Annotated in this window: 10 protein-coding genes; 5 read left to right on the top strand and 5 right to left on the bottom strand. The window is 57.9% G+C overall.

Annotated features, from left to right (window positions below; genetic code table 11):
• Nucleotides 1-117: 117 nt before the first annotated feature.
• Nucleotides 118-333 (bottom strand): KTSC domain-containing protein, encoded by a 216-nt coding sequence (locus FN633_RS10440; protein WP_154057656.1) that lies wholly within the window; start codon nucleotides 331-333, stop codon nucleotides 118-120.
• 77 nt (nucleotides 334-410) lie between these two features.
• Nucleotides 411-3,935: a pyruvate:ferredoxin (flavodoxin) oxidoreductase gene (gene nifJ / locus FN633_RS10445; protein ID WP_154057657.1), complete on the bottom strand. Its 3,525-nt coding sequence runs from the start codon at nucleotides 3,933-3,935 to the stop codon at nucleotides 411-413.
• Between the two features lie 451 nt (nucleotides 3,936-4,386).
• On the opposite strand from nifJ, the gene ymcF reads away from it, so the two are divergent.
• Entirely contained in the window at nucleotides 4,387-4,575 is a 189-nt protein-coding gene (ymcF, locus tag FN633_RS10450; RefSeq protein ID WP_154058903.1) for a cold shock small protein YmcF, read from the top strand.
• Nucleotides 4,576-4,717: 142 nt separating this feature from the next.
• On the top strand, nucleotides 4,718-4,984 hold the full coding sequence (locus tag FN633_RS10455; RefSeq protein ID WP_042390811.1) for a putative hemolysin: 267 nt from the start codon (nucleotides 4,718-4,720) through the stop codon (nucleotides 4,982-4,984).
• On the opposite strand, the gene hslJ is transcribed toward FN633_RS10455, so the two are convergent.
• Together hslJ and FN633_RS10465 are read right to left on the bottom strand one after the other, a co-directional pair.
• Nucleotides 4,985-5,407, bottom strand: coding sequence for a heat shock protein HslJ (hslJ, locus tag FN633_RS10460; RefSeq protein WP_154057658.1), 423 nt, complete (start codon nucleotides 5,405-5,407; stop codon nucleotides 4,985-4,987).
• Nucleotides 5,408-5,525: 118 nt separating this feature from the next.
• Entirely contained in the window at nucleotides 5,526-6,515 is a 990-nt protein-coding gene (locus tag FN633_RS10465) for a 2-hydroxyacid dehydrogenase (protein ID WP_154057659.1), read from the bottom strand.
• A gap of 123 nt (nucleotides 6,516-6,638) precedes the next feature.
• Between FN633_RS10465 and zinT the strand changes: the two genes are divergently transcribed.
• The 3 genes from zinT (at nucleotide 6,639) to FN633_RS10480 (ending at nucleotide 10,194) form a co-directional block, all read left to right on the top strand.
• Nucleotides 6,639-7,289 (top strand): metal-binding protein ZinT, encoded by a 651-nt coding sequence (zinT, locus tag FN633_RS10470; RefSeq protein ID WP_154057660.1) that lies wholly within the window; start codon nucleotides 6,639-6,641, stop codon nucleotides 7,287-7,289.
• Between the two features lie 89 nt (nucleotides 7,290-7,378).
• The gene (locus FN633_RS10475) at nucleotides 7,379-10,012 is read left to right on the top strand and encodes a YdbH family protein (protein ID WP_154057661.1); all 2,634 of its coding nucleotides are present in this window, start codon (nucleotides 7,379-7,381) and stop codon (nucleotides 10,010-10,012) included.
• Nucleotides 10,012-10,194 carry a YnbE family lipoprotein gene (locus FN633_RS10480; protein WP_154057662.1) on the top strand — a complete coding sequence of 61 codons (183 nt, stop codon included), beginning with the start codon at nucleotides 10,012-10,014 and terminating at the stop codon, nucleotides 10,192-10,194. The genes FN633_RS10475 and FN633_RS10480 overlap by 1 nt, the downstream gene beginning before the upstream one ends.
• A gap of 15 nt (nucleotides 10,195-10,209) precedes the next feature.
• Here FN633_RS10480 and FN633_RS10485 read toward each other — a convergent pair whose 3' ends face one another.
• Nucleotides 10,210-11,091: a LysR family transcriptional regulator gene (locus FN633_RS10485; protein WP_154057663.1), complete on the bottom strand. Its 882-nt coding sequence runs from the start codon at nucleotides 11,089-11,091 to the stop codon at nucleotides 10,210-10,212.
• Nucleotides 11,092-11,200 lie beyond the last annotated feature (109 nt).

The raw sequence follows: 11,200 nt of genomic DNA on the forward strand, positions 1-11,200 counted from the left end.
AATCGGTCAGCACTCGGTATCGTACTACATAGTTGATAATGGCGGGAACGCGGTATCAAGCGATGTCGTTACGGTAACCATTGAGTAGTAGTGACCACGCCAGAACATCGGCCAGGCTTAACGAAACACCTTCCGCTCGGGATATTTCCCCTTCACCACGCCATCATAAAAGCGGCCTTTCGACACCACGGTCAAAAACACGGTAAATATGCGCAGGGGTACGCCGTGGTACTGATAGCAGCTCCGGTCATGGAATAAAATCTCCAGCGTGCAGGAGGCTTCATCATAGCCTACGGAGGCGATGCGGGATGAGGCGACGGGGTGATGGCGCATGGCTGAACTCCTGGGCAGGCTGGCACAGGAGAGAGTATTACACGTTTTGCCCGGCAATGCCGGGCAAAAACAGGGCGTTACTCCGCTGCGTTCTTCTCTGCTTTTCCTGCCAGCTGGGCCAGGAAGTCATAGCGTTTTTGCAGATCGGCGGTGGCATCTTTCCACAGCTGCTCTGCCACCTCCGGCTGCTGAGCATTGAGGCGACGGAAGCGCTGCTCTTTCAGCAGCGTATCGGCCAGTGCATCTGACGGCGGACGGGAATCCAGCGCCAGCGGCAGCTTGCCCTCGTCTGCACGACGCGGATCGAAACGGTAAAGCGGCCAGAAGCCGGTTGCCGTCAGCTGGCGCATCTGATCGTGGCTGAGGGCCAGATCGTAGCCATGCTCTTCGCAGGGGCTGTAGGCAATAATCAACGATGGCCCCGGATAGGCTTCCGCCTCCTGAATCGCTTTCACCGTCTGGTTAAGCTGCGCGCCAAGCGAGATCTGCGCCACGTAGACATGACCGTACATCATCATGCTGACGCCCAGATCCTTACGCGCCTTGCGCTTGCCGTGCTCGCCAAACTTGGTTACTGCCCCCAGCGGCGTCGCCTTCGAGGCCTGACCGCCAGTGTTGGAGTAGCACTGGGTATCCAGCACCAGAATGTTGACGTTCTCCGTCAGGCTCAGAACGTGATCCAGTCCGCCAAAACCAATGTCGTAGGCCCAGCCGTCGCCGCCGATCAGCCAGATGGATTTCTCCACCAGCGCGTCGGCATCCGTCAGCAGCTCTTCGGCTCCCGCCACGCCACTCAGGTGCTGGCGCAGAGCGGCAATCTGTTCCCGACGGACCTCCGGCGTCGCCTCCGCGTGCAGCGCCGCGTTAAGCTCGGCCGGGATCGCCTCGGAGAAGGTCTCCAGCAGGCGCATCACGCGCTGACGGTGTTGATCGACGGTAAGGCGGAAGCCCAGCCCAAACTCGGCGTTGTCCTCAAACAGCGAGTTAGCCCACGCTGGACCGCGCCCGTTGGCATCGGTGGTGTAGGGCGTGGAGGGCAGGTTGCCGCCGTAGATCGAGGAGCAGCCGGTGGCGTTGGCAATCAGCATCCGGTCGCCGTAGAGCTGGGTCAGCAGTTTGATGTACGGCGTTTCACCGCAGCCGGAGCAGGCCCCGGAGTACTCAAACAGTGGGGTAAGCAGCTGCGAGGTGCGAATGTCGATACGCTCCAGCGTGCTGCGGTCAATCTCTGGCAGATCGAGGAAGGCGTCGTAGTTAACTTTTTCCTCCTCCACGTGCTCAAGGCGCGACATCATATTGATGGCCTTAATCTCCGGGTTCTGGCGATCTTTGGCCGGGCACACCTCGACGCAGAGGTTACAGCCGGTGCAGTCCTCCGGCGCGACCTGAAGAACGTACTTCTGGCCGCGCATATCGCGGGATTTAACATCCAGCGACTGTAAAGAGGCAGGGGCGTTTTCCAGCGCCTCTGGGGCGACCACTTTTGCGCGGATCGCCGAGTGCGGGCAGGCGGCCACGCAGTGGTTGCACTGGGTGCAGATCTCCGGCTTCCAGATTGGGATCGCTTCGGCAATATTGCGTTTTTCCCAGCGGGTGGTGCCCAGCGGCCAGGTGCCGTCCGGCGGCAGGGCGGAGACTGGTAGCGCATCGCCCAGCCCGGCCAGCATCGCGGCGGTGACGGTTTTCACAAAGTCCGGCGCGGCGTCACTGACCACCGGTGGGCGATACGGGCTGGCGGCGTTAACCTGCTCCAGCGGAACCTCAAACAGGGATTCGCGGGCCAGGGCCAGCGCTTGCCAGTTGCGCTCGACCAGCTCCTGGCCTTTGCTGCTGTAGCTTTTGGCTATTGCACCCTGCAATGCGGTCAGCGCGGTGTCGCCAGGCAAAATCTGCGTCAGATGGAAGAACGCCATCTGCATGACGGTGTTGATGCGTGCCGCCAGACCGCATTCGCGGGCAATCTTCGCCGCGTTGATAATATAGAAGCGGGCCTGCTTCTGGTTGAGTACCGCCTGCACCTCCTGCGGCAGCCGCGCCCACACCTCGTCGGCGCTGTAAGGCGTGTTGAGCAGGAAAATCCCGCCAGGCTTCAGGCGCTCGGCCATCTGGTACTTATCGATAAACTGCAGCTGGTGGCAGCCGACAAAATCCGCCTGCGAGATCAGATAGGCAGAGCGAATCGGCTGCTCGCTAACGCGCAGATGGGATACCGTCAGGCCGCCCGCTTTTTTCGAGTCGTAGACGAAGTAGCCTTGGGCATACCAGGGCGTGGCGTTGCCGATAATTTTGATGTTGTTCTTGGTCGCCGAGACGCTGCCGTCGCTGCCCAGACCATAAAAGAGCGCCTCCAGCTTCGCGGCCGAGGGCAGGGTGTTCTCCGGCATTGGCAGGGAGAGGTTGGTCACGTCATCATAGATGCCGACGGTAAAGCGCGGCTTGGGCTTCTCTGCCCGCAGCTCGTTGAAGATAGCCAGCACGCACTCCGGGCCAAACTCTTTCGAGGAGAGGCCGTAGCGCCCGCCGATGACGCGCGGCAGGGTATCGCGCTCGCCCTGGTTAAAGGCTTCCGCCAGCGCGGTCATGATATCGAGATAGAGCGGCTCCGCCTGCGCGCCTGGCTCTTTTGTACGATCCAGCACGGCAATGCGCTGCGCGCTCTGGGGCAGCACTGCCAGCAGATGCTGGGCCGAGAAGGGACGATAGAGGCGCACCTTTAGTACGCCGACCTTCTCATGGCGGGTCAGCAGCTCATCCACCACCTCTTCGCAGGTGCCGATTGCAGAACCCATAATCACAATGACTCGTTCCGCCTGCGGATGGCCGTAGTACTCAAACGGCTGATAGCGGCGACCGGTAGCGTCGGCGAAGTCATCCATGGCCTGTTCAACGTGCTCATACACCGCGTTGTACCACGGGTTGGTCGCCTCGCGAGACTGGAAGTAGGTATCCGGGTTAGCCGAGGTACCGCGGATCACCGGGTGGTCCGGGTTTAAGGCACGAGCACGATGGGCGGCGATCTCATCCCCAGGCAGCAGGCTACGAATTGTCTCGTCAGCCAGTGGGACGATTTTGTTGATCTCATGGGAGGTGCGGAAACCGTCAAAGAAATGAATAAAGGGCACCCGACTTTTCAGGGTAGCAATGTGGGAGATCAGGGCAAAATCCTGCGCCTCCTGAACGCTGCCTGCGCAGAGCATGGCGCAGCCGGTCTGGCGTACGGCCATGACGTCGGAGTGATCGCCAAAGATAGAGAGTGCGTGGGTGGCCACGGTACGGGCCGCAACATGCAGGACAAAGGGTGTCAGCTGACCCGCCAGCTTGTAGAGGGTCGGGATCATCAGCAGCAGGCCCTGCGACGAGGTGAAGGAGGTCGAGAGCGCCCCCGTCTGTAACGCACCGTGTACGGCGGCAATCGCGCCGGCCTCGGACTGCATCTCTACCACTCGCGGCGTATCGCCCCACACGTTTTTCAGCCCGTTGCCAGCCCAGGCATCCGCCTGCTCGGCCATCGTTGAGCTGGGGGTAATCGGGTATATGGCGATAACTTCGCTGGTTCGGAACGCCACCGAGGCGACCGCGCCATTACCATCAACTGTGATCATAGGTTTGCTCTCATTGCGTAAATGTTCACTTCTCACTCCAGTATAGACAGGCAGCCCGGAGCGGTTTTTGATCTAAAAGTGAAGATATCGCAAAATGGCGCGCTGCATTTTCCCGTACGTAGCACTGACAGAACGTCACCCTGAGAAACTATTTTACTTTCCCCCTTGCATCGTGCGGTTAATCATGCGTTAATGGCTATAACGATGTAGCACTGAAACTATCTTTGTACTCCAAGAAACCTTCTCACTGTTTGTATCTTCTGATATTTCCCTGTAGATGTTTTCCCGCTGATAAAAAATTTATTCAGCCAGTCACTGTCTCTACATCTTCTCTGCAACTATTTCTGCAAATATCACAACGACCGCTATACTTCTTAATGGGAACAGCGGGTTAAGGCAGGCCTGAACGGCAGCCCTCGTTGAAAATAATTATTTAAAAAAGGATATTATTATTACTAATCACATTCATTTCCGATGCCCACACTGTCATGGGTCACAATACAGAACTTCACATTTTGACGTGAGCGAAGCCAATCCCTTCGGCGCAAAATGCATTTTTTGTAAGTCTTCCATGATTATGCTGAATAACGTTACAGCCCCGCTCTCCGCTGCCCACGTAGCGCTGGATTTACGCTCCTAGCGTAACGAAGGCCGCCAGGCCTGTGGCATAGCGCAGAGTACAAAAAACGCTATGCCGGACAGAAAACCCGCATCCTCCTCTCGACGTCAGGCGCAACGCTGCCTATTATGCATAGGTTTTGCTAACTCAGAGGGGAGAAAAAATGCGTACAGCGTTATGGGTAGGGTGTGCTGTCTGGTTACTTTCGGCATGTAGCAGCGAGCCTGTACAGCAGGCCACGGCGGCGCACGTCGCGCCGGGTCTGAAGGCCGCGATGTCCAGTACGGGTGCAGCTAACTGCGCGATGATTGGTGGTTCGCTCTCCATTGCCCGTCAGCTGGATGGCTCCGCCACGGGCATGTGTGCACTGCCTAACGGTAAACGCTGTAGCGAACAATCTCTTGCCACAGGCACCTGCGGCAGCTACTGATTACTGTCCTGCGTCAGCCAGCTTATAGATCAGCGTTTTGTCCGCTGTAGTCAGCGTCAGCTGGCTGTCGGTAAGATCGACCTGCGCGCCGTCTTTAAGAACGGTGCCAATCACGCTATCGAGCTCACTACGCTGCGGATCGATACAGGCCATGCGGGTCATCACCAGCTCTTTTGCCGTCAGCTCGCCGCTGGAGAGTTTCCCCTTACCAGAGAAGCGGTTGCACATGCTGCCTGAGATCGCCATTTTCTCACCGAAGCGTAGCTCGGGCGGATTCTCTCCAGGCGTAATCGCCTTGCCGTTCACGTTTTCCAGCACAAAGCGATGGCCGATCAGCTGATCGCTGGTCACGGAAACCTTTCCATCCCGCACGCAGCCTGCCAGCAGAACACATAGGCCAGTTAAGGCAATAACTCTTTTCATAACGACTCCCTGAAGATCCTCCGTGGTAAATTCTATTTTATCAGTACGGTGGGGGAAGTCTTGCGGGATAGTCTGAAACTCCCTCCGCTGAAGGGAGGGAGGCATGTTTTATTAACGCTTAAACCAGCTCGTTAGGGCAAGGGTCGCCGCTTTCCAGCTGACGCAGGTTTTCCAGGGTGGTTTGCGAGATGCTGATCAGCGCTTCGGCGGTCAAAAATGCCTGGTGGCCGGTGAACAGCACGTTATGGCAGGCAGAGAGGCGACGGAAAACATCATCCTGGATAACGTCGTTCGACTTATCTTCAAAGAAGAGATCGCGCTCGTTCTCATACACGTCCATGCCCAGCGCACCAATCTTCTGCGTCTTCAGCGCTTCAATAGCTGCCTGAGAGTCAACCAGGCCGCCACGGCTGGTGTTGATGATCATCACCCCATCCTTCATCTGCGCGAAAGAGTCGTGGTTGAGAAGATGGTAGTTATCCGGCGTCAGCGGGCAGTGCAGGGTGATAACGTCGGCGTTGGCAAACAGCGTCGGCAGATCGACATACTCGACGCCCAGCTCCAGCGCGGCCGCGCTCGGGTAGGGATCGGACGCCAGCAGGCGCATGCCAAAACCTTTTAGAATACGCAGGGCGGCAATGCCGATTTTCCCTGTGCCGATCACCCCGGCGGTTTTACCGTGCATGGTGAAGCCGGTCAGCCCCTCCAGCGAGAAGTTAGCGTCGCGGGTACGCTGATAGGCGCGATGAATGCGGCGGTTAAGGGTCATCATCATGCCGACGGCATGTTCGGCGACCGCTTCAGGAGAGTAGGCCGGAACGCGAACCACGCGCAGCCCCAGCTCTTTTGCCGCATCGAGGTCGACGTTGTTAAAGCCAGCGCAGCGCAGGGCGATAAATTTGACCCCGTGCTTTTTCAGCTCCTCCAGCACCGGACGGCTGCCGTCATCGTTAACAAAAATGCATACTCCGTCGCAGTCGTGGGCGGTTTTCGCCGTTTTTTCCGTTAACAGAAAGTCAAAGAATTCAAGGTCGTATTGATAGCTCTCGTTAACCTGCTGCAGGTACTTTTTATCGTACTGCTTGGTGCTGTATACCGCGAGTTTCATAAGCTTTTCTCCAGTGATTTAGGAGTAATTATAGCCAGTTACGTGAGGGCTTAACATAAGAATTGATGTTGGCTATGTTATAATATAACATCACCTCTCTTAATATGGACTGAGGGTGACATTTTGGCTAACCATTTTGGAAAATTTGCAGTAGCTCTGGGAACGTTATTGATGGTGGGGCAGGCGCTGGCGCACGGCCACCATGCGCACGGCAAACCGCTGACGGCGCTGGAACAAAAAGCCGCCGAGGGCGAGTTCAATGACAAAGATGTCAAAGCGCGCGACCTTAGCGACTGGGACGGTATGTGGCAATCTATCTATCCCTATCTTCTTAGCGGCGATCTCGATCCGGTTTTCAAAAAGAAGGCTGAGAAAGAGCAGGGTAAAACTGCCGAGGAGATCAAAGCGTACTACCGCAAGGGGTATATTACCGATGTCGATACGCTGGGTATTGAGAACGGCGTAATGGAGTTTCATACCGGCGACAAGGTGAGCAGCTGTAAGTATGAATCGGCAGGCTACAAGATCCTCACCTACGCTTCGGGTAAAAAAGGCGTGCGCTATCTTTTTGAGTGTAAGGATGCCAGCAGCAGCGCGCCGAAATTCGTGCAGTTCAGCGATCACACCATTGCCCCGCGCAAGTCAGCGCACTTCCATATCTTTATGGGCAACACCTCTCAGGAGGCGCTGCTGAAGGAGATGGATAACTGGCCGACCTACTATCCGTATCAGCTCAGCAAAGAGCAGGTGGTTGACGAGATGCTCCACCACTAAAAGTAAGAGGCGGCAGTAGTATGTAATCAACAGGTTAACGTGGCACAATAGCGTCAGTATGGATGACTTTCCGGGACGCTGACTTGCCCATGAGGGGTAAATACAAAGCCGCTATTGCGCTTCTCCTGCTGTTGATACTGCTGCCGTTGACGCTGCTGCTTACGCTCGCCCAGTGGCTGCCGGGGCTGGCGGGTATCTGGCTACCGGCCGGCACCCGTATTATGCTGGAGGCCAGCCCGCGTCTGACCCGTCATGCGCTGCAAATCCCTGACCTGCGTTATCTGGTGGGCGATTGCCCGCTCGCCTGGATCCAAAACGCAGAGATCACCCATCCCAGCCGCTGGCAGCTGAAGATTGATGCAGTCGATCTCAATCAAGCCTGCCTCGAAAAACTTCCCGAAACCGAACCGTCGACCGCTGCGCCGCGTACCTTAGCCGAGTGGCAATCCATGCTGCCCTACGCATGGGTAAACATAGACAGAGTGACAGTGTCACCTTTTCAGGCATGGGAGGGGGCGCTATCCCTCTCATTAACGCCACAGGTTCAACAGGTACGCTATCACGGTGACCGGCTTACGCTTGATGCTACCCTGCGCGGGCAGGCGTTAACCGTCAAGGAGCTGGCGCTCTCCCTGCTTGATAATCAGCCTCCTATCGCGCTCTCGGGCGAGTTTACGCTGCCACGCCTGCCTGCCGGTGCGCCGGTTGACGGGCGCGCCACCGCGACGCTTAACTTGCCGCAGGTGCCGTCTGGTGTCGATGCCGAGCTGGAGTGGCGGGGCAACGCCGGACAGCTGATTGTCATGGCACGGGATAACCCCGATTCGCTTCTCGATCTGCCGTGGCAGATGACTCGACAGCAGCTAACGATCAGCGATGGCCGCTGGCAGTGGCCCTATCAGGACGGCATCCCGCTGAGCGGTCGCGTTGCCCTGAAAGTCAAAGACTGGCAGCAGGGCCTGGAGAAAGCAGAGGTGAGCGGTCGGCTGAACGTGTTAACCCAGGGGCAGGCTGGCAAGGGCAACGCGGTGCTGAGCTTCGGGCCTGGGCGATTGAGTACCACAGAGAGCACCATGCCGCTCCAGCTTACCGGCGAGGCGAAGCAGGGGGATCTCATTTTCTACGCGGTGCTGCCTGCCCAGCTAACCGGCTCGCTGGCCGAGCCACAGCTGCGTTTCTCCCCTGGCGCGCTGCTGCGCTCCCGGGGGCGAGTTATTGACTCCCTGAATATCGATGAAATTCGCTGGCCGCTGGCGGGCGTCACGCTGACCCGTCAGGGCGTGGACGGCCGACTCCAGGCCATTCTGCGGGCCCATGAGGCGCAGCTGGGGGATTTTGTCCTGCATCTCGACGGCAGGGCGCAGAATTTTCTGCCGGACAACGGGCTATGGCAGTGGGCCTACTGGGGAGACGGCAACTTTATTCCGATGCAGGCGCGCTGGGATGTCAGGGGCCGGGGCGAGTGGCGCGACAGCGAGATTATCCTGACGGATCTCTCTACCGGTTTTGACAAACTGGCGTATGGCAGCGTGCAGGTGCGCCAGCCCAGAGTGGTGCTTGACGCACCGATCCGCTGGTCACGGGATCCGCAGCATCCGCACTTTAGCGGCGCGCTGGCGCTGGACGCGCAGGAGACCTCTCTCAGCGGCGGCGGGGCGTTACCTCCCTCCAAGCTTACGTTCAGCGTCGAGGGGAGCGATCCGACCCGGTTCCAGTTTAAAGGCGACCTCCATGCAGCAGCCATTGGCCCGGTGCGGGTTAACGGACGCTGGGACGGCGAGCGCCTGCGCGGCCTGGCCTGGTGGCCGCGCCAGCCATTGCGCGTTTTTCAACCGCTGCTGCCGCCTGACTGGAAGATGGATCTGCGCGATGGCGAGCTGTATGCCCAGATTGCCTTCTCGGCGGCGGCGGGTCAGGGGTTTGAAGCCGGTGGTCACGGGGCGATCCGTCAGGGCAGCGCCTGGCTCCCCGATAATAAATTCAACGGCGTCGATTTTATTTTACCCTTCCGCTTTAGCGAAGCGGGCTGGCAGTTTGGCACCCGCGGGCCGGTGTCGCTGCGCATCGCTGAGATCGTCAATCAGGTTACCGCCCGTAACTTCACCGCCGATCTGCAGGGCGCCTATCCCTGGCGCGAGGATAATCCGCTCCTGCTCAGCGACGTCAGCGTCGATCTGCTGGGTGGTAAAGTGACCATGCAGCAGCTGCGCATGCCCCAGCACGATGCGGCCCTGCTGCGCCTGCAGCATATCTCCTCAAGCGAGCTGATCACCGCCCTGCATCCGAAGCAGATTGCCCTCTCGGGGCCGATCAACGGCGCGCTGCCGCTGTGGCTTCAGCATGAGAAGTGGCTTATTAAAGATGGCTGGCTTAACAGTCCCGCCGCGCTGACGCTGCGTCTTGATAACGACACCGCCGACGCGCTGGCGAAGAAGAATATCGCGGCGGGGGCGGCTATTAACTGGCTGCGTTATATGGAGATCTCGCGCTCCTGGACCAGGCTCAATCTCGACAATCAGGGGGCGCTGACGCTTCAGGCCACGCTGCACGGCACCAGCTACGTCGAGGGGAAGCGCAACACCGTGGATCTCAACTACCATCATGAAGAAAACGTATTCACCCTGTGGCGCAGCCTGCGCTACGGCGACAATGTAGAGACATGGCTTGAACAGCATGCGGCACTGCCGGGCTGCTCACAGGATCGGGGATGTAAGGAAAAATAATGAGAACCCTCAATGCCTCTTTTGGCCTGCTGCTTCTGCTAACGCTGAGCGGCTGCACGCCGCGCATCGAGGTGGCGGCCCCAAAGGAGCCGATCACCATCAATATGAACGTGAAGATCGAGCATGACATCAACATCAAGGCGGATAAAGAGGTAGAGGCCCTGCTGAAAGAGCAGAAGTAGCGGGCCTAAACGTGTCTATTTTCCTGTATAGCGCACGGCGTTCACGAAGGCCGCAAAAGCGGGCGACATGTCGCTTCGGTTAGGGTAGTAGAGGTGAAATCCGGAAAAATAGGGGCACCAGTCGACCAAAACTTCCTGTAGCTGCCCGCTTTCAATATAGGGCTTCGCCATAAAGTCGGGCAGGCAGGCCAGGCCTATGCCATCCAGCGCACCGTTAAGAATATGGATATTGCTATTAACCGTTAGCTGACCGTTAACCTTAACGCTCATGCTGCGGCCCGCTTTCTCAAACTCCCAGGCGTATACGCTCCCGCCGATGGAGTGGCGGATATTAATACACTGATGCTGGGTCAGCTCCTGCGGATGAACGGGCACGGGATGCTCGGCAAAATAGGCCGGGGCGGCAACCACCGAGAGACGCCAGTCGGGACCGAGCCGGACGGCGATCATATCCTGGCTGATAGACTCACCCAGCCGGATCCCGGCATCAAAGCGCTGCTCAACAATATTGGTAAACCCGTAATCGATGGCGATTTCGACGTTAACCTCGGGGTACGCTTTGAAAAACGCGGGCAATGCCGGGCGGAGAAGTTGTTCAGCGGCGTCATCAGAGCAGGTGATCCTGATCGTCCCCGCAGGCTTGTCCCGCAGTTCGCCAATCTTATCAATTTCGGCGTTGATCTGTTCAAACAGCGGGCCTACCGACTGCATCAGACGCTCTCCCGCCTCGGTGGGAGCAACGTTACGGGTGGTTCGCGTCAGCAGCCTTACCCCCAGGCGCGCTTCAAGGTTTTTTAAGGTGTGGCTTAGGGCCGACGGGCTGACGCGAAGGCGTGCCGCCGCCCGGGTAAAGCTCTTCTCTTTCGCCACCGCCAGAAAGGCCTGGATGTCATTCATCTTCTTATCCATCGTTATTGCTGAGCAAAATTCACAAGTACATAAAAATTACCCTATCTAATTAAAAGACACTAGCTGATTTAGGATCGGTATCTCATGATGGCTGGCA

It is taken from the genome of Pseudescherichia vulneris, from assembly GCF_902164725.1.
Lineage (GTDB): Bacteria > Pseudomonadota > Gammaproteobacteria > Enterobacterales > Enterobacteriaceae > Pseudescherichia > Pseudescherichia vulneris.

What these genes read in the sequence shown, in the direction of transcription:
- FN633_RS10440 (WP_154057656.1), bottom strand. Translation starts at nt 333, where the DNA reads ATGCGCCATCACCCCGTCGCCTCATCCCGCATCGCCTCCGTAGGCTAT.
- FN633_RS10485 (WP_154057663.1), bottom strand. Translation starts at nt 11,091, where the DNA reads ATGAATGACATCCAGGCCTTTCTGGCGGTGGCGAAAGAGAAGAGCTTT.
- FN633_RS10455 (WP_042390811.1), top strand. Translation starts at nt 4,718, where the DNA reads ATGCGTACAGCGTTATGGGTAGGGTGTGCTGTCTGGTTACTTTCGGCA.
- FN633_RS10465 (WP_154057659.1), bottom strand. Translation starts at nt 6,515, where the DNA reads ATGAAACTCGCGGTATACAGCACCAAGCAGTACGATAAAAAGTACCTG.
- hslJ (WP_154057658.1), bottom strand. Translation starts at nt 5,407, where the DNA reads ATGAAAAGAGTTATTGCCTTAACTGGCCTATGTGTTCTGCTGGCAGGC.
- FN633_RS10475 (WP_154057661.1), top strand. Translation starts at nt 7,379, where the DNA reads ATGAGGGGTAAATACAAAGCCGCTATTGCGCTTCTCCTGCTGTTGATA.
- FN633_RS10480 (WP_154057662.1), top strand. Translation starts at nt 10,012, where the DNA reads ATGAGAACCCTCAATGCCTCTTTTGGCCTGCTGCTTCTGCTAACGCTG.
- nifJ (WP_154057657.1), bottom strand. Translation starts at nt 3,935, where the DNA reads ATGATCACAGTTGATGGTAATGGCGCGGTCGCCTCGGTGGCGTTCCGA.